Source organism: Actinoplanes sp. L3-i22, from assembly GCF_019704555.1.
Taxonomy (GTDB): domain Bacteria; phylum Actinomycetota; class Actinomycetes; order Mycobacteriales; family Micromonosporaceae; genus Actinoplanes.
In genome coordinates this window covers 4,334,838-4,352,572 of the sequence record NZ_AP024745.1, presented here as the reverse complement: position 1 = coordinate 4,352,572, position 17,735 = coordinate 4,334,838, and the positions used below count along the sequence as shown (strand labels likewise).

Below are 17,735 nucleotides of genomic sequence, written 5' to 3'. Positions count from 1 at the left end.
ACTGACGCCAATCTATCGGACGCCGCCTCAGAGTTGGTGCAGGATCACCGGATCCTTGATCTTCTGGTCCGCGGCCAGCAGCAACGCCTTGCTGATGATCTCGGAGAGCCGGCTGTCGCCCTCGAACGGCAGGAACAGCTCCGGCTCGGCCGCCCGCTTCGCCGACGCCGGGATGATGCACAGATACCGGCCTTCGGGCGCGATCAGGATGTTGCCCGACCCGTAGTGGATCCGATAGGTGTGCAGGTCACCGCGGACCTCGAGGAACCGGTCGGTGAGCGTGCACCGCCCGGCGATCGCCAGCCGCGGGATCAGCCCGGCCAGCACCTCCCGCCGGGTCTCGCCGGGCGGGGTGAGCTCGCCGAAACTGGTCCGCGCCCAGTACTCGCGGTAACGCCCGTGCGGCCCGCCGTCGAACCAGTTCGGATCGCTGCCGACCCCGGCGACCGCGACGAACAGGTCCACGTCGCGCATCACCTCGCTGAGCACGACCGCCGGGACCTGCTCCAACGCGAGCGGTGTGCCGTCCTGGGAAAGAAACCGCAGCTGGTCGGTGGCCATCGTGTCGAACACCATGTCGTCACGCTCGTCGATCCCAGCGATGCTCAGCTCGGCCCGCAACCCGTGCTCGGGCAGGGCCAGCCGCGGTGGTTCCCGCGAGTACGCGTCGTTGCGCCACTGCTGATGCGACCAGCCGCGCCGCGACAGCAGCGCGTTGAGCCGGTGCTGCTGGACCACGTGCGCGGCGAACCGGTTCGAATACGTGCCGGTGGCCCGCTCCGCGTCGGTGAGCAGGTACTGCTCGCGGTGCGCCTGCTTGAACGGCTGCGTGATCTGGTGCCGGACCAGGAAGGCCCGCCAGGCGGCAACCGTCTCCGGGTCCTCGCCGGCCGGGTGCCAAAGACGTACCGTCGCATCGTCGTTGATCTTTAAAATCTGATCATTGACGGTACGCAGGGTGTCCGCGGCCCAGCAGCAGGCGACACCGTCGACCGTCCAGATCAGCCGGCGCGCCAGGGTGCGCGCCAACGGATGATCCAGCAACCGCTCGCGCCACTGATCGGCCGGCCACTGCCGGTCGCGGCGCAGCAGCCCGTCGAGCCGGTCGCGGGTGGCGATCAGCGTGGCGCCGATGTCCTTGACCGCCGCCGTGAGCTCCTTGAACTCCTCGCGATGATCGGCACGAACCTGCGACGGTACGGCCTTGACCGGCTTACCAACCGCATTACGCCAGCTCACGACCGCATCCGTACCGTGAATCTCGACCTCGAACGCGCAGTCGCCGAGCTTGTCGGCCAGCGGCAGCCCGAACCCGGGCAGCGCCATCTCCTCGACGTCCTCGCGGGCGATGCCCAGCGCGCCAGCCCGCGCGTCGAGCCCCTTCTCCACCAGCCGCAACGTGCTCTTGTACGTCAGCCGCGACGCCAGCCGGGCCAGCTGCGCCACCGCGGCCGGATGATCGGTATCGGCCAGCGCGGCCACCGCCGCATTGGCCAGTTTCGGACTGGCCGGACCGTGCCCGGAGATCTTGCGGGTGGCCCGCTCGGCGATCTGCCCCAGCTGCCGCACGGCCTGCTCCGACGGCGGGCACATGCCGCGCACCCACAGCAGCCCGGACACCAGCCGCACGTTGTAGCGATCCGGCATCCGCGGCTCCCCCGCGGCGAACCTGAAGCTCGAATAGTCCGTGACCACCTGCGCCGGCCGGCTGCGCGGCGCGCCGACCAGCTCCAGCCAGCCGTCGAGCCGCTCGGCGAACTCGACGGCGCCGACCGCGGCCAGCAGCGGCCCGGCCTGCTTGCGCCAGGCCGCCGACGGCCGCGCCTGATCCTTGTCGGGCACGCAGTGGGTCAGCAGCGCGTGCCAGGCGGCCCGCCGCTCCCCCGGCATCGCCTCGATCTGCGCGATCGCCCGGTCCGCCCACGGCTCCCCCGGGCTCGGCACCGGCCACAGCGTCGCACCGGTGTCGGCGTTCCAACTCTCGATCTGCACCCGGCGCCAGGTGGCCAGCGCCCACGGATGCGGCCGCCCGGCGGCATCCTCGGCCCTGAGCAGGTCACCGGTCCAGTCACCACAGTTGAGATAGAAGAAGTCACCGAGCCGATCCAACCAGCCCCGGCCGTCCACCCCACCGGCCTCCAGCAGCCCGCCGACCAGCCGGGCCAGCGAACCACCACCGGGATAGCCGGGCCCGTCGGTCGCCGTCCAAAGATCAAAAAGCGTTTGCCGTACGTCGGCAGGCTGCGCCCGCAGAATCTGCCGGGCCCGCACGTGCATGCCGTCCGCGGCGGCCCACCACTGCCGGTCCTCCGGATAGTAGGCGCTGCCGAGCAGCCCGGTGCTCAGGTGCCCGACCGCGGTCTGCGCCGCGGCCACCCGCTGGTCATGGTCGGCGTCGTCGCCCTCCAGCACCGCCACCGCGTCCAGCAGCTGACGCGCCAGCCGCTGCGCCTCGGGCAGCACCTCACGCTGCACCGGCATCAGCGGATACGCCCCGCCCTGGTCCAGCCCGGTCTCGCCCGGCTCGGTCACGTCCGGCTCGGTCTCGCCCAGCTCGTCCAGCAGCCGCTCGCCCACGCCGGTCGGCGCCCAGCCGCACACCATGGCCACGTGCTCGGCGAACTGCCGCAGCTCACTGTCGGAGGCGTGATACTCCCAGCGGCGCCGTTCCTGCATGACGGCGATGCTGCCGGCGACCAGCCGCATCATCGCCTCCGGGTCGAAGACCGCCATCAGCCACCCACCAGCGGCACAAGCTTGAGAAAGGTGACCCGCGACCCCGCACGCAGGTGAACCTCCTCGTCCAGTTCGGTCACCTGCCGGTCGTCAACCAGCACCACAAAGGCATTACGACCGAACGCGGCAAGCGTCGTCCTGGTCCGCTCCTGCGGATCAGCCCCGGTGCCGGACTCAGCGACCTCCTGAAATATCCGCCGCCGAATCAGCTCATCGAGCCGAACCCTCTCCTCAAGGATCTCCATAGCCCAGGCCGGCGTCTTCGGCCCTGTCGTCGTCTCATCCGAGATCGCAATGATCGGCATCGACGGAACCTAGCAGGGCCGTACGACAAGACCGGCCGGCAGCAAGTGCGGCCAGGCGCCTACAGTGCTCCGGGTGGCCACGTCCGCACGGTGCCGGCTCGCGCGGGCGGCAGGATCTTGGCCACCATCACGATGTCGGCGGTGGCGATGAGGCGATTACCCGGACTGCCATCGTCAAATACGGCAAGCTCACCACCGCGTTTCCGAAATGGATGTGATCGTCAAGTTGGTGATCTTCAGGTTCACTGTCCCGCAGTCTGACCCGCCGCTGGTGGAGAGCTGGCCGTCGGCTCGCCAATTCGATGTCGCGCCCGCCAGCGATATCGATTTGCACTACAAGCTATTTCTGGTTCACGTCGAACTGATCGTTTCCGGCGTGGCCTTCATGACCCCCGAAGGATCGGCGACCTTTGTCAACATGGCGCTGGGGGCGGCAGGTACCGCGCGACGTCTTGAGAGCGGCCTGCCTGGCGGTCTCGGCTTCACGGAGAACCCAGAGGTTATCGAATTTCGCCCGGCCGGCGACCAGGTGAGCGTCTCGTCATCGGTTTTGCCACTATCGGCCACCGCCGACAAGGACGAAGTGATCGCGGCGCTGCGCTTGTTCGCAACTGAGGCGTACCGGGTACTGGTCTCTCACTCGCCCGCATTGCGCGACAACGAAACTCTCGCTCCTCTCAGATTCCCCGAAGATCTGTAGCTGCACCTGAAAGATATGGGCTGCCGACGACGACCGGCATGAATGTCGCTTGAGGTGAAGAGGTATTTCCGGCCCGAGCAGCCGAACTTCTTCTGGCTCTATGCGGTCATCGGAATGGCATCGCACTCGCACCGATACCCGCCTCTGCAAGGCGATCGCCGACCGGCTCACGTTCAACGCCTACTCGGCGGCTTCTTCACCGATGCCGCCTCGTCCACCCTGGCCGGTCATGCGGCTGACGCGGGCAGGTCGCGGACGCTGAACCTACCTCCTGCGTACGCCTGCAGCACGGCGGCCACCTGAGCAAGCGGCTCGCGGAGCTCACTGAGCTGGATCACCAATCTGCCGGGACGCTCGTCCCCCTTACGGCGGTAGCCGGCCTTGAAACCGAGGTCGGAGCCCGGCGCGGGCCAGACGATCAGGTGCGGGGCCGACGATGGGCCGACGAAGTGGACTCGTTCGACGGTGACCTCCTCCAACGCTGCCCACGGAATGTCCGCGCTGAGGCCGTCGCAGCGGATGGACAGGCCGGCCTCACCGACCGCCAGCCGGAACGGGTAGCGGACGAGTTGATAGGTCCGGGCCACGCCGAAGAAGATGCAGATCGCGCCCATCGCGTAGGCAATCCACGGCCCGAGGGTGAACTCGAAGCCGATGAGATCCAGCAACATCGGCGAAGCGAACAGCGCAACACCGAGCAGGGTGATCAGGAGGACAACGCGGAGCACTTTGCCGGTATCGCGGTGGAATTCCATGACATTCCAAGGTGTCGGGAGAAAGGTGCAGTGACGGTAACAGCACCCTCCCTCCATGCCGAGGTCGACCAGCTCCAGAGTGGAGCGACAAATCCGTCCGCGCGCAAGCGTGGCCAGGCGCTTACAGGGCTCCGGGTGGCCACGTCCGCACGGCGCCGGGCCGGGCGAGCGGCAGCGTCTTGACCAGCATGACGATGCCGGTGAGCAGGAACGCGGGCAGCAGCATCCAGAGCAGGATGGGGTCTTCTCGCCGATCGTTGGCCAGCACCACGGCCAGCACGGCTGCCGCCACCGGCAATCCGATGGCCCAGCGGGCGTAGAAGCGCCGGGAATGCCGGCGCGGCGCCGGTTCGGCGGTGGCGATCACGCCCGGGTTCTGCCCGACCCATTGGTGGGCGACCTCGATCGGCACCTGGGGAATGCGCAGGTCACCGTCGCGGGTGCGAAACGGCAGATCCCGAGGTAGCCCCCGCAGCGCCAGCATCGACAACAGCCAGGTGCCACATGCCAGCGCGGGCGTCACCGTACGGGCGGCCCCGGACAGGTCACCGAAAGCCACGATCGACCACGCGGACAGGCCCACCAGCTGCGCCACCAGTGCCCACGGCTCGAGCCGCGCGTACCGGCGAACCCTGCCGGCCGACCGCGAATCCATGGGAACCAACTGCGACGGCTGCCGCCGGTATCGCAATCGGCTCAACGACACCTCGACCCAGTCCGGATCCGCCGTGCCGTCGGTGATGGCCAGCGCGGGAATCCGCAGGCCGGCCACCAGATGCGCGGGAACGAGCAGGTCGATTCGGTTGACGGTGGTTGACTCATTGCCTCGCATGATGCGCTTCACCCTAGTTGAGCCCGCCTCGAACGCGTGGTACCGAAAGTGTGCCCCGAAGAGCCGATCGGCTGACCTTGATCATCCGGTCGCAGCAACCTGCGCCCGCGATTCCGGCCCTTCGCCACCAGGACAATCACGGTGAGTGACACGATGCGGGGATGCTCTGGCCGGTTCTGCTCGACTCCACTCCCCGCGACACCGCATGGTCCGTGGGCGAACGCGTCTCGACCCGTCTGAGATGGCTCGACGACCCGGATCTTCCCGACGAGCTGGTGCTGCGCCAGGTCGCCGTGCGGGCCAGCACGTTGCTCGCCGCCGACGGGCAGCCCTGGGCGCAACTCATCGAGGCCGGCGACCTGCGCGCGGTGCGGGAAGACGATCACCGGACAGGTGCGGTCACGCTCGACGGATGCCTGGGCTTCGACGCGTTCCTGCGGATCATCGGTGAGCTGCCTGCCGCGGTGGGCATCGTCCGGCGCGTCCGGGTCATCCATGACCTGCACGATCGCGGCACCAGCGAGTGGATCCGCCGGCCCGGGGCGGTGCGCTTGACCGACGTCCCCGACGCCGGCCCCACCCACCTGCGCGACGATCCGTCATTCGAGGAGACGGTCCCGGACGACTGGGAACCTGAGCCCGGCACGATGCAGATCCTCAGCCCCGAGAAGTACTTCCGGCTGGCCGGCGACCAGCTGCCGACAGAGCAGTGGCAGGCCCGAGGCTTCCTCGTCGACCTGGATGTCGCCGATCACCAAAAGTGATCGGTTGGCATGAGATCGCCGGCCCGGAAGAGTGGCCTGCATGACGTGCATCGTCGGGATTACGGATGGAAAGGTCGTCACCATCGGTGGCGACTCGGCGGGCAGCGACGGATGGCACGTCGCGGTGCGCTCGGATTCCAAGGTGTTCCAGGTCGGGCCCTACCTGATGGGCTTCACCACCAGCTACCGGATGGGTCAGCTGCTGCGCTACTCGCTGGAGGTCGGCGAGCCCGACACCTGGGACGTCGACCGGTTCATGGTGACCACGTTCATCGACGCGGTCCGCGCGTGCCTGTCCACCGGCGGCTATGCGAAGACCGAGGACGGCCAGGAACAGGGCGGACAGTTCCTGGTCGGCATTCACGGCCGCCTCTACGTCGTCGGCGACGACTATCAGATCGGCCACACGATCTCCGGCTATGCCGCGGTGGGCTCCGGCTACCTGGTGGCCCTGGGCTCGCTGCACTCCACGGCCAGGTCGCCGATCAGCAGCCGGCAACGCGCGGTGATGGCGCTGGAGGCGGCGGCCGAGCTCACCGAGGGCGTGCGGGCACCGTTCACCGTGGTGCAGTCGGAGTAGCAGCTGTCGGCACCCAGTACCGCCATTTGTCGCGGTACCGGTCCTGCAGCACGCCGCCGTTGCGTTCGATCACCGTCCGGGACGCCGCGTTGTCCAGGTCGCAGGTCAGCAGCGCCGAGGTGATGCCCAGACCACGCGCGACGCTCAGCGCCTCCCGCAACATCCAGGTGGCGTGTCCCCTGCCGCGGGCCGACGGCCGCACGTCGTAGCCGATGTGCCCGCCGGCCTCCCGCAGGCGGTCGGTCAGGCGATGCCGGATCGCGATGCGACCCAGGTACGCGGTGTCGTCGACCAGCCACAGGTTCGTCGCCGGAACGTAGCCGGCGGGCCGCGGCGAGTCCTCGCGGGCCTGCTCGACCAGCCATCGCACGTACGCGTCGAAGCCCTCGGGCGAGGTCCAGGACGTTGCGAGGGTGCGGATCTCCCGCCCGATTTCGGTCGGGTCGCCGGGCGCCCCGCGCCCCTCGTCACGGAACTCGGCCATGGCCGCGAGAAAGGACGCGTGCACCAGGGTCGTCGGAGCCTCGAGTCGAACCATGTCTGACTGTTACCACAACGGCGTCGACCAGAGGGTGCGCTCAACGGTCGCCGGGACCGACCAGGCCGCTCTCGTAGGCGGCGATCACGAGTTGGGCGCGGTCGCGGGCCTGCAGCTTGGCCAGCAGGCTGCCGACGTGGGTCTTGACCGTCTTGATCGAGATGGCGAGGTTGGCGACGATCTCCTGGTTGGACAGGCCCCGGGCGATCAGGACCAGCACCTGCGTCTCGCGGTCGGTGAGCATCCGCAGGTCGGTGCCGGGGCGGCCGGCCGGGCCGCGCACGTAGTGGTCGACCAGGCGGGTCAGGATGGCCGGCGCGAACAGCGACTCGCCGGCGTGCGTGCGACGCACCGCGTCCACCAGTTCGCCGGGGTGGGCGTCCTTGAGCAGGAAGCCGCTGGCGCCGGCCCGCAGCGCGCCGTAAACGTACTCGTCCAGCTCGTACATGCTCAGCACCAGGATGCGGCAGGTGCTCAGCCGGGGATCGGCGGTGATCTCGCGGGTGGCCTCGATGCCGTCACCGCCGGGCATCCGGATGTCCATCAGGATCACGTCGGGGATGACCTGCCGGGCCAGGCTCACCGCCTCCCCGCCGGTGGCGGCCTGCGCCACGGTGGTCAGCGCCGGGTCGCCGTCGACCAGAATGGCCAGACTGTGCCGCATCAGCGGCTGATCGTCAGCGATCAGGACGCGGATCGCGGCACTCACCGGCACGCCCGGCCCGGGATGCGGGCACTCACCGGCACGCCCGGCCCGAGATGCGGGCGCTCACCGGCTCGTCCGGTCCGGAATGCGGGCGCGCACCGGCCCGCCCGGTCCGGAATGCGGCGCTCACCGGCCTGCCCGGTCCGGAATGCGGGCGCTCACGCGGAACCGGCCCTGCTCCGGGCCGGCGTGCAGGATCCCGCCGACGGCGCTCACGCGTTCGCGCAGGCTGCCGAGCCCGTGACCGGCGCCCGGCTGGGAGCGCCAGCCCTCGCGGGGCCCGCCGTCCTCGACCTGCACGACGATCGCCTCGCCCTCGCGGTCGACACTGACCTGCGAGCTGACCGGGCCGGCGTGCCGGGCGGTGTTGGTCAGCGCCTCGCGAACCACGGCGCAGACGGTCAGCTGGGTGCCGGCGGACACCGCGCCGACCTCGCCCAGGCGCAGGGACACGGTCAGGCCGGCGGCCCGCGAGGCGGCCACGACCGCGGGCAGGTCCGCCAGGGTCTCGGCCGGGCGCAGCGGTGCCGCGCCGGGCGCCCGCAGGACGGTGAGCATCCGGCGCAGCTCGGTGGTGGTCTCGCGGCTGGTGCGCTCAATATCGGTCAGGGCGCTCGCCCGTTCGGCCTCGCCGGCCGGGCCGCGCAGGCTGCGCGCGGCGGCGGCGCGCACGGTGATCAGCCCGAGCCCGTGCGAGACCAGGTCGTGCAGGTCGGCGGCGATCCGCAGCCGCTCGGCCTGGGTCGCTCGTTCCGCCGCCCAGGCCGCCAGCTCGTGCTCATGTCTTCGGCGTTGGGCCCGCGTGCGCAGCAGCGCCCAGAGCAGCGTCGACACGGTCACGGTGACGGCCACCGCGAACACCGCGCGGGCCTGGCCCGGCCCCTGGACCCCGGTCGCGGCGAGCAGCAGCGCGAACACGCCCAGCACGGTGCAGGCGATGGCCCACACGCGCGAGCGCCACGACGGCCGCGGTGAATTCATGCTCGGATTTTAGGGTCGCGCGTCGCGGCGCACATCGGACCACGGTCTGACAGACCCAGGTCCGATGCGCGGCGGGCGACGTCCGGCTGCAATGGCGGCATGTTCGAGATCAAAAACCTGATTAAGACGTACGGCGATCGCACCGTTCTTCGCGATGTCAGTTTCCGCACCGAGCCGGGCCGGGTGACCGGCTTCCTCGGTCCGAACGCGGCCGGCAAGTCCTCCACGCTGCGGATCCTGCTCGGCCTGGACCGGCCCACCGCGGGCATCGCACTGGTCGGCGCGCGTGCCTACCGCAGCCTTCGCGACCCGTTGCGCACGGTGGGCTCGATGCTCGACGGCTGCGGCGCGCACCGTTCGCACACCGCCCGGGCGCACCTGGGCTGGGTGGCCGCCTCGCACGGCATCCCGGCCCGGCGGGTGCGCGAGGTGCTGGATCAGGTCGGGCTGGCGGCCAACGGCCGTACCTTAATCGGTCGTTTGTCGTTGGGTTTGCGGCAGCGCCTCGCGCTGGCGACCGCGCTGCTCGGCGAACCGGCCGCCCTGGTGCTCGACGAACCCACCAACGGCCTGGATCCCGACGGCATCCGCTGGATGCGCACCGTGGTGCGCGAGCAGGCCGCCGCCGGTGGCACGGTGCTGCTGTCGAGTCACCTGATGACCGAGGTCGCCGCGGTCGCCGACGACCTGGTCGTGATCGCCGCGGGCCGGATCGTGGCGGCCGGGCCGCTGGCCCGGGTCACCGCCGGCTACGCCACGCTCGAGGACGCGTTCTTCGCCCTGACCGCGACCGGGGGCCGGTGATGAGCCTGTCCCGGGTCCTCTCGGCCGAGGTGCGCAAGACGATCACGCTGCCCGCCTCATGGGTGGCCGCCGCCGTGACGCTGCTCGGCTCGCTGCTGATCACCCTGCTCAACGGGTACGCGGTGCACGCCGACCCGGCCGGATCGGCGTTCATCGCACCGCTGGACATCGCGTTCGCCGCGGCGCCGCTGGGCACGGTCGGGGCGAGCGTGCTCGGGGTGATCGTGTTCAGCAGCGAGTACACCGGCGAGCGTCAGATCACGACGACGCTCGCGGCGGTGCCCAACCGGGTCCTGCTGCTGGCGGCCAAGGCGATCGTCGTGGTGCTGTTCGTCGTCGTGGTCGCCGCGGTCACCATGCCGGTCACGATCGGTGCCGCCCGCCTGCTGGTCGGCGGGGCCGTCAGCGTTCCCACGGCGGTGATCCAGTGCCTCGGCGCGGCCCTCTACTGGCTGCTCAGCGGTCTGATCGCGCTGGCGATCACGGTCTTCGCGCGCAACGGCGTCGTCCCGCTGGTGGTGCTGATCGTGAACGGGTCCCTGGTGTCGTTCTCCCTGCTGCTGAGCAAGGTCAGCCCGGTCGGCTTCTGGCTGCCGGACATGGCCGGGCGCCGGCTGCTGGACGGTGCCCACACCGTCGACGGCGGCCTCGGCGCGGTGCCGGGAGCGCTGGTCATGGTCGCCTGGACGGTGCTGCTGCTGGCCGCCGCCACCGCCGTCCTGCACCGCCGCGACGCCTGAGGCCCGGCTCAGGGCTGCTGGAAGGCTGCGGCGCAGACCTCGATCCAGGTCGCGAGGTCAGGTATCTCGTCGATGGTGAGCAGCGAGTACGGCGGGCATCCGGGCAACGGGGTGACCCCGGAGAACGCGTGATCGGGCGCGAAGAGCAGCAGCCGGCCGTCCTCGCGGCGCACCAGCGTGAGATTGCCGTTGGCCTCGACGGCAGCGGCGTAATACTCGTCGGCGTCGATCGGAATCGTCAGGCCGTCGTCGGCCCAGAGCCACGCATAGTCGCGGAGAACGTCGGCGACCCGGACCCGCTGCGCCTCGGCGGTGAGCACCTCGTTCTGATTGCTCCACCACGTGTCGGGCGCGCCGAACGTCTCCACGATGCCGCCGCACACCTGCCAGAAAAGCTGGTGGACCTCGGCGACCGGGCCGCCGTCGACGGGGTGCGGCGCGCGGCACAGCCAGCCTCGCCGGTCATCCGGCGGACCCCACGCCAGCAGTTCGTACGGTGTATCCGCGACCGAGACCGGCGTCAGGGTCGCCGACCGGAGCAGCCCGGACAACACCGGCAACGCCGCGATCGGCGGGCGGCTCCAGGGCAGCGCCTCCCCCACCACGACGGCCTGTCCCGGCTCAACGAACCAGGAGACCTCGTCGACGAAACGCGCCCAGTCCCTCACCCCAGCGATCATGCCAGGACCGCTGACCAACCGATTCACCGTTCCGGATGCAGGATCGTCCCGGCAATCTGCCGCACCCGTTCCAGGGCTAGGTGTGCGATCGGCCGAGAGCGAAAACATCGCGGTAGACCATCTTGCGGCGGCTCCAGATTCCTTGCGAAAACCCGAAGATGCGGACACCCGCACGCTCAAGCAGCACGAACCCGCTGGTCATCGCCACCAAATACGCCAGCAGCAGCCAGCCGGTCCCGTCGACGCGCGCAAGCCCGCAAGCGACGTAGAGAACCAGGATCGCGACCATCGCACGGAGGGCCCATACGCCGGCTCGGTACGACGGTTGTGAGCGGCTCACCTGCAACTGTTCATCGTTGATCGACACGCGGGCGAGCATGCCATCCCGAATGCGCTCCGTCGAGATGCCGGCCTGCTGCTCGCCGGATGACACCAGGATGGTCCAGCCCAGAGCAGATCTCAGAGCCGGAAGGCCCGCAGCGACAACGGCCCAGCAGGCCCGCACGGAACCCTGAAACGGATCTCCTGCTGGAGTATTGGCCCGAGCAGACAGCAGTCGTCCTGGGCGCTATTTGAGGCCGTACCCGATGCCGAGTCGCACCCGGTGATGCAGGCGGCTGTCGGTCAGGCCACCGGCGTAGGGCTCGCCGGCGGAAGTCGCCAGGGAATGTCCGAGCTCGTCGCCCGCGAGATCCACCATTTCCTCGTCGTCCATGGCGCTCCACAAGGCGTCAAAAGCACGGCGATCCCGCCAGAGCGAAAGATCAATGACTGCCTCGGCCCTGGCCCCGAAGTCCGCGGACTCGTCGAGCAGGAGGGCGCACAGATACTCCGCACGCCAGTCCCACTGCGGCCGCATCGACTCGGCCAGGTTGTCGAGCAGCTCTGCCGGGGGCCGATAGCTGTGCTTCTCGGCGTAATGCAGGATCATCGTCGGCGCAGCGTGGATGTCACCCGAGGGTAGGTAATAGCTGAACTCTCCACTGCTCTCATCCAACTGGCAGAACTCACACCGGTGCCGCCCCAGCATCAATCTGCGACCACGAGTCGAGGCCGCGTTGAGCAGTCGCAGCTCAGCGCTTGCCAGCGGCGCTGCGGTGCCGCCCTGAATGCCATGTTCGGTGCCCAGCCAGCCGACCGCCTTCATCGGCAGTACCGACTCCGCATACGCGTATTCCGTCAGATCCAGATACTCCACCCGGCCATGATCTCGGACCTGTCCAGGGCATTCGCAGTCCCTCGAACCGAGCAGGTCACGTCCAGAACCGTTGACTACGTGCTTGGCTCGCTTCGACCAGGCCGGCCCTCCGGCGGCCAGGTTCCCCTTTCTCCGGCGCCTAGAATCCCTGCGTGTCCCTGACGGATTTGCATCGTGGCTTCCGTGACGAGGAGCAGCTCTCGACGGTCCGGGAAATTGTCATGGACTACCTGGCCGACGATCGTGATCAGGAGGAATGCCGAGTTCTGATGAATTTCTGGTGGCAGCTCAGCATGTCCTACCAGGAAGTGACCGAGGCAGACCTGGACCGGCACGTGGGCCCCGCCACGCGGGAAGCCGTGTCAGATCTCGTCGTCGCGATCAGGCAGTCACCGGACGCCATCGACCGATGGATCCGCGACACGGTCCGGCAGTTCACGCCGGTCCACGACCGCGGTTACCAGGAGCGTCGTGCGCGCGTGGCACGGACCGATGCCGAGATCGCCGCTGACCTGGCCTCGGCCGGTATCGAGTTCATCGAGCCGATCACGACGGACGTCTCCCTCCCGCTGCCGGCTCCCGGGCGATGGCCCGCGTCCTGCCGGACCGAGGACGGGCGCTTCGACTCCGAGGCCGTCAAGATCGAGGATCCGGACATGCCGGCCAAGGTCAACGCGGGCTGGTGGCGCATGGCGCAGGAGTTCGATCTCCTCGACGACCGGCAGGAATTCCTGCTCTCCGTCGACTACGCCGGGCCGGAGGCCGACGAGTCCGACCACCGCTGGGTTCGCGTGCGCCTGACCGAGACGTGGAACCTGGCCGGCAGCGGCTCGACCGCCCTGGGCTGCGTGTACATGGACGCCCCCATCGAACGTTTCGTCCTGGAGTTCGCCATGCTGTCCACTGACCAGAAAATGATCCTGAACACGACCGTCTGGGGCGACGCCACCGTAAGCACCGTCGTCATCCGCCCCGACCGGCTCCAGTAGCCCCGGCTTGGACCGGCCGTGCGTAGTAGGCGCCGCCCCGCGGTGTGAAGTCGAGTTCGCGTTCCTCGCCGGGCCGGCGATCGGCGACCAGGCCGGTGATCAGATCTGCCGACCGGACTTTCCGGACCTGCCGGAGATCAGGCGACCTGCTGTTGAGCTAACAGCCCTCTGCAATTGCCATACATCAATGCGCAGGCTATTTCAATAGGGCATCTATCCACAATGGTGGCCCATTAGTACGAGTTCGGCGGCGCATTCGAAAGGCATTCACCTGCGGTGGCGTTAAGGTTCCGCTAAGGGACTTTTGTTCGCTTTACGGGAAAGCTCGCGAGCCATGGCGTCTCGACCAAAAGCCGCATTAATACGGGTAAATCACCGCACCCTTCAGCGCTGCAGCGCTTGTCACGAGTCTGCTTGCGGTCCGTTACGGATCAAACACGGAAATGGCACGTCAGTGCGCTACCCGGCGGTCACAAAACTGTTAACAAATCGATCTTCGACGATCTTCAGGGGATCCGCTAGCACCGCCCGGCACCTGTCGTCAACGGTTTCCTACGGGCAACAAAATGCGGTCGAGCAGCCGACAGAAAGTCCTTAATTCTTGCTTAGACTCGCCGTCGGCCCATCCCTCCGGACGTCTGAGCCCGCCCCCGCACGCCCTCGCCGGGGCCCCGCTCACTCGTCTGACCCGTCCTGGAGGACGCCCGATGACTCCTGCCCTTCGCACGCCTCGCAGGCCGTTGCGCACGCTGCTCGCCGCGCTCTGCGCCGGCCTTCTGGTGGCCGCGCTGCCCACGCCGGCCGCCGCGCAGCCCGCCGCCCCACCGCGCAAGGCCGCCCCGCACGTGCCCGGCTTCGGCGAGGTCGCCCGCCCGCCGGCGTCTCGCCCGGCCCCGCTGCCACGACGCTCCGGCAAGGTGGCCGTGCAGGCCGCGAGCACGCTGAGCGCGCGCACCGCCGCCGCGGCGGCCGGCACCGACCGGGTGGCGCTGCGGGCGCTGGTGGTGGCCACCAACGCCGACGACTTCGGCGTGCCCACCTGGAAGACCACCCTCGATCGGGTCGGCGCCGCCTACGACGTGCTCTACAGCGCCGACACCGCGGTGACCGCCGACACCCTGGTGCGCGCCGACGGGACCGGCCGGTACAACGCGATCCTGCTGACCAACAGCATGCTGCTGTACTCCTCCGGCGGCGCCTACCTCAACGGCCTGGACAGCACGGAGTGGAACCTGCTGTGGGCCTACGAGCGCAACTTCGGCGTACGCCAGGCCGCGCTCTACACCAGCTACGGCACCTGGCCGGAGGACTACTGCCTGCGCTCGGCCGGCGAGACCTCGGTCGGCGACACCCCGCTGAACCTCAACCTGAGCGCGGCCGGCGCCGGCGTCTTCGACTACCTGCGCAGCGACGTCACCGTCCCGGTGACCCAGTCGTACGTGTACCGCACCTCGATCGCCACCGGGTGCGCCGCCGACGCGATCGCCACCAGCGGCAGTGACGTGCTGGGCGTGCGCAGCACCTCGACCGACGGCCGCGAGCGCATCGCGCTCACGTTCACCTCCAACCAGTACCTGCTGCAGTCCGACCTGCTGGTGTACGGGCTGTTCCGGTGGACGAGCAAGGGCCTGTTCCTCGGCGAGCAGCGCCATCACCTCAACGTCGACGTCGACGACTGGTTCAACACCGCGGACCACTACTACCCGGACGGGCACATCGAGTACACCCCCGGCTACCAGGTCTCCGCGCACGAGGCGGTCAACCTCGACACCCAGCAGAGCGCGCTGCGCACGAACTACCCGCTGGCCGCCGGCTTCACCTACAACGTGGCGTTCAACGGCGCCGACATCGACCCGTTCGCCGGCAACACGTGCAGCCCGGACGGCGGGATCGCCGAGCTGACCGCGACGACCAAATGCCTGGCCGGCGACTTCCGCTGGATCAACCACACGCTCAATCATCCCGAGCTGAACCAGACCGACTACGCCACGACGTACGCCGAAATTCTTGACAATCGCAACGCCGGCGCGGCAATCGGCCTGACCGCGCCCGACGACGTGCTCAAGACACCGGAGTACTCGGGGCTGGGCGTCTACACGGTGGACCCCAACGACGACACCGGCGTCCCGGTGGATCACGGCCTGGCCGGGTCGAACCCGAACCTGCTGCAGGCCGCCAAGGACCTGGGCGTGAAGTACCTGCACGGCAACATGTCGTTCGCCAGCCACCAGCCGGCGCACCTGAACGCCGGCATCGTGCACCCGCTGGAGCCGAGCCTGTCGGTGGTGCCGGACTGGCCGACCAACATCGCCTACTTCGTCACCACACCGGAGGAGGAGACCGCGTTCTACAACTCCTTCTACGGCCCCGGCGGCCGGTTCCCGTACTGGCCGACCAACCGCACGTACGCGCAGATCGTCGACTACGAGGCCGGCATCGGTCTGCAGCACGTGGCAGCGGGCGGGCTCAACACCCACACGTTCCACATCGCCAACGTGCACGACTACGGCAGCGGGCAGAGCCTGCTCAACGACTGGGTGACGGCCGTGGCCGCCAAGTACAGCGCGTACTACTCGGTGCCGCTGCTCAACTGGAACTGGTCGCAGATCGGGGCGTACACCAGCGTGCGGACCGCGCACTTCGCGCAGCTTGCGGCCGGCGCCGACGCGGTCTACGACCGGGTGGCCGGCACGGTCACGCTCAGCTCGCCGCTGAGCGGGACGCTGCAGGCCGGCGGCGTGCAGACCACCGGCACGACGACGTACGGCAGTGACCGCACCACCGAGGTGACGCTCACCGCCGGCACCGCCGTGACGCTGCCCGCGGCGCCGCGGGCCTGATCGGGCGCCGGCGCGGGAACGGGGGCCGCACGTGCGCATCGCACTGGTGTCGGAGGGCACCTACCCGTTCGCCATGGGTGGCGTCAGCATCTGGTGTGAGCAGCTCATCCGCGGCATGCCGGACTACCGCTGGCAGGTCGTGGCGCTGACCGTGGACGGCAGCGAGGAGCCGGTCTTCCCGGTTCCGGCCAACCTCGACCGGGTGCAGTCCATCCCGCTGTGGGGCGGTGCTCTCGACGAGCACCGCCCCCGGCGGGCCGGCCGGGGACGGCCCGGCGCCGCCTTCACCGACTCCTACGAGGTGTTCCTGCGCGCGCTGGTCACCCCGCTGGAGACCACCTCCCCCGAGCAGGGCGCGGCCAACCGCGGGCTGTTCCTGCTCGCCCTGCGCGGCTTCTACGAGTACGCCGCCGCCGGTGGTGACCTGGGCGCGGCGTTGATGTCCAACCAGGCGCTCGGCATGATGATCGACGCCTGGCGGGAGCTGCGGGTGGCCGAGACCGGGCCGGCGCCGACGCTGGCCGACGCGCTGCGGGCCACCTGGCTCATCGAGCACATGCTGCGGCCGCTGAGCGCGCCGGTGGTCGAGGCGGACATCGTGCACTGCTCGATGAACGGGCTGTCCACGCTTGTCGCGATGACCGCCAAGTGGCGCTACGAGACCCCGTCGGTGATGAGCGAGCACGGCATCTACCTGCGCGAACGCTAGATGTCGTACCTGGAGGGCGACGCCTCGCACGCGGTGCGGGTGCTGGTGCTCAGCTTCTTCCGGTCGCTGGCCGGGGCGGCGTACCTGACCTCCGACGTGCTGGCCCCGCACTCGGCGTACAACCGGCGCTGGCAGTTGCAGAACGGCGCCGAGCCGGAACGCATGTGGACCATGTACAACGGGGTCGAACCGGCCGAGTTCCCGGCGGCCATCGGCGAGCCGGCGACGCCGACGATCGCGTTCATGGGCCGGATCGACCCGCTCAAGGACCTGCACACCCTGATCCGCGCGTTCGCCCTGGTCCGGGCGGAGATGCCGGCGGCGCGGCTGCGGATCTTCGGCGGCACCCCGGCGGTCAACCGGTTCTACCACGAGTCGTGCGCGCAGCTGATCGACGAGCTCGGGCTCACCGGCGCGGCGGTGCTGGAGGGGCGGATCGGCAATGCCGTCGACGCCTACCACGCCGGCAGCATCGTGGCGCTGACCAGCATCTCCGAGGGCTTCCCGTACACCGTGGTGGAGGCCATGGCGTGCGGGCGCCCGACCGTGTGCACCAACGTCGGCGGGGTGGCCGAGGCGGTCGGCGACACCGGCATCGTGGTCGCGCCGCGCGATCACGCCGCGGTCGCCCAGGCCTGCCTGGCCCTGCTGCGCGACGACGAGCGGCGCCGCCGGCTCGGCGCGGCGGCCCGCCAGCGGGTCCTCGACCACTTCACGCTCAGCCAGTCGCTGCAGATGTACCGCAACGTCTACGAGGGACTGGTCGCCCCGCTGACCGCCAAGCCGGAGCCGCGGCACCTGCGCGACATCGGCGAGGTTTCCCGATGAGCGAGCTTGCGAGCGAATCAATCGGCACAGTGTTCAGCTCATCGCGACGC

General features: G+C 69.5%; 19 protein-coding genes. 9 read left to right on the top strand and 10 right to left on the bottom strand.

The annotated features are described in order from the left end of the window. Positions 1-27: 27 nt before the first annotated feature. Complete coding sequence (locus L3i22_RS19175) at positions 28-2,733, bottom strand: DUF4132 domain-containing protein (RefSeq protein ID WP_255658393.1); 2,706 nt, start codon at positions 2,731-2,733, stop codon at positions 28-30. Further along, positions 2,733-3,041, bottom strand: a complete 309-nt coding sequence (locus L3i22_RS19170; protein ID WP_221328322.1) for a hypothetical protein — start codon at positions 3,039-3,041, stop codon at positions 2,733-2,735. Before L3i22_RS19170 ends, L3i22_RS19175 begins: the two co-directional genes overlap by 1 nt. A gap of 208 nt (positions 3,042-3,249) precedes the next feature. On the opposite strand from L3i22_RS19170, the gene L3i22_RS19165 reads away from it, so the two are divergent. Next, positions 3,250-3,741 (top strand): hypothetical protein, encoded by a 492-nt coding sequence (locus L3i22_RS19165; protein ID WP_221328321.1) that lies wholly within the window; start codon positions 3,250-3,252, stop codon positions 3,739-3,741. Between the two features lie 227 nt (positions 3,742-3,968). Here L3i22_RS19165 and L3i22_RS19160 read toward each other — a convergent pair whose 3' ends face one another. Both L3i22_RS19160 and L3i22_RS19155 read right to left on the bottom strand, forming a co-directional pair. Next, entirely contained in the window at positions 3,969-4,496 is a 528-nt protein-coding gene (locus L3i22_RS19160) for a hypothetical protein (protein ID WP_221328320.1), read from the bottom strand. 121 nt (positions 4,497-4,617) lie between these two features. Further along, positions 4,618-5,340, bottom strand: a complete 723-nt coding sequence (locus L3i22_RS19155; RefSeq protein WP_221328319.1) for a hypothetical protein — start codon at positions 5,338-5,340, stop codon at positions 4,618-4,620. Between the two features lie 149 nt (positions 5,341-5,489). Here L3i22_RS19155 and L3i22_RS19150 point away from each other — a divergent pair, with 149 nt between their 5' ends. Together L3i22_RS19150 and L3i22_RS19145 are read left to right on the top strand one after the other, a co-directional pair. After that, positions 5,490-6,092 carry a hypothetical protein gene (locus tag L3i22_RS19150; RefSeq protein ID WP_221328318.1) on the top strand — a complete coding sequence of 201 codons (603 nt, stop codon included), beginning with the start codon at positions 5,490-5,492 and terminating at the stop codon, positions 6,090-6,092. Between the two features lie 40 nt (positions 6,093-6,132). Continuing rightward, complete coding sequence (locus L3i22_RS19145) at positions 6,133-6,672, top strand: hypothetical protein (protein WP_221328317.1); 540 nt, start codon at positions 6,133-6,135, stop codon at positions 6,670-6,672. Here the strand turns inward: L3i22_RS19145 and L3i22_RS19140 are convergent. The 3 genes from L3i22_RS19140 to L3i22_RS19130 all read right to left on the bottom strand — a co-directional run bounded on the left by L3i22_RS19140 (position 6,650) and on the right by L3i22_RS19130 (position 8,897). Continuing rightward, positions 6,650-7,210: a GNAT family N-acetyltransferase gene (locus L3i22_RS19140; RefSeq protein WP_221328316.1), complete on the bottom strand. Its 561-nt coding sequence runs from the start codon at positions 7,208-7,210 to the stop codon at positions 6,650-6,652. The genes L3i22_RS19145 and L3i22_RS19140 overlap by 23 nt on opposite strands. Before the next feature lie 40 nt (positions 7,211-7,250). After that, positions 7,251-7,907 (bottom strand): response regulator transcription factor, encoded by a 657-nt coding sequence (locus L3i22_RS19135; RefSeq protein ID WP_255658689.1) that lies wholly within the window; start codon positions 7,905-7,907, stop codon positions 7,251-7,253. Positions 7,908-8,042: 135 nt separating this feature from the next. Beyond that, positions 8,043-8,897: a sensor histidine kinase gene (locus tag L3i22_RS19130; protein ID WP_221328314.1), complete on the bottom strand. Its 855-nt coding sequence runs from the start codon at positions 8,895-8,897 to the stop codon at positions 8,043-8,045. 99 nt (positions 8,898-8,996) lie between these two features. On the opposite strand from L3i22_RS19130, the gene L3i22_RS19125 reads away from it, so the two are divergent. After that, positions 8,997-9,701, top strand: a complete 705-nt coding sequence (locus tag L3i22_RS19125) for an ABC transporter ATP-binding protein (RefSeq protein WP_221328313.1) — start codon at positions 8,997-8,999, stop codon at positions 9,699-9,701. Further along, the gene (locus L3i22_RS19120; protein WP_221328312.1) at positions 9,701-10,441 is read left to right on the top strand and encodes a hypothetical protein; all 741 of its coding nucleotides are present in this window, start codon (positions 9,701-9,703) and stop codon (positions 10,439-10,441) included. Before L3i22_RS19125 ends, L3i22_RS19120 begins: the two co-directional genes overlap by 1 nt. Before the next feature lie 8 nt (positions 10,442-10,449). Here the strand turns inward: L3i22_RS19120 and L3i22_RS19115 are convergent, their stop codons facing one another. The 3 genes from L3i22_RS19115 to L3i22_RS19105 all read right to left on the bottom strand — a co-directional run bounded on the left by L3i22_RS19115 (position 10,450) and on the right by L3i22_RS19105 (position 12,319). Next, entirely contained in the window at positions 10,450-11,109 is a 660-nt protein-coding gene (locus L3i22_RS19115) for a hypothetical protein (protein ID WP_255658392.1), read from the bottom strand. Positions 11,110-11,197: 88 nt separating this feature from the next. Beyond that, positions 11,198-11,554 (bottom strand): hypothetical protein, encoded by a 357-nt coding sequence (locus L3i22_RS19110; RefSeq protein WP_221328311.1) that lies wholly within the window; start codon positions 11,552-11,554, stop codon positions 11,198-11,200. Between the two features lie 135 nt (positions 11,555-11,689). Beyond that, on the bottom strand, positions 11,690-12,319 hold the full coding sequence (locus L3i22_RS19105) for a hypothetical protein (protein ID WP_221328310.1): 630 nt from the start codon (positions 12,317-12,319) through the stop codon (positions 11,690-11,692). A 221-nt stretch (positions 12,320-12,540) separates the two neighbouring features. Between L3i22_RS19105 and L3i22_RS53560 the strand changes: the two genes are divergently transcribed. From L3i22_RS53560 to pelF, 4 genes are all read left to right on the top strand, one after another. Further along, positions 12,541-13,308 (top strand): hypothetical protein, encoded by a 768-nt coding sequence (locus L3i22_RS53560; protein WP_255658391.1) that lies wholly within the window; start codon positions 12,541-12,543, stop codon positions 13,306-13,308. A gap of 707 nt (positions 13,309-14,015) precedes the next feature. Continuing rightward, entirely contained in the window at positions 14,016-16,148 is a 2,133-nt protein-coding gene (locus tag L3i22_RS19095; protein WP_221328309.1) for a hypothetical protein, read from the top strand. A 31-nt stretch (positions 16,149-16,179) separates the two neighbouring features. Further along, positions 16,180-16,857 carry a DUF3492 domain-containing protein gene (locus L3i22_RS19090; protein ID WP_221328308.1) on the top strand — a complete coding sequence of 226 codons (678 nt, stop codon included), beginning with the start codon at positions 16,180-16,182 and terminating at the stop codon, positions 16,855-16,857. Beyond that, positions 16,858-17,685 (top strand): GT4 family glycosyltransferase PelF, encoded by an 828-nt coding sequence (gene pelF / locus L3i22_RS19085; protein ID WP_221328307.1) that lies wholly within the window; start codon positions 16,858-16,860, stop codon positions 17,683-17,685. The last annotated feature ends 50 nt before the right edge of the window (positions 17,686-17,735 follow it).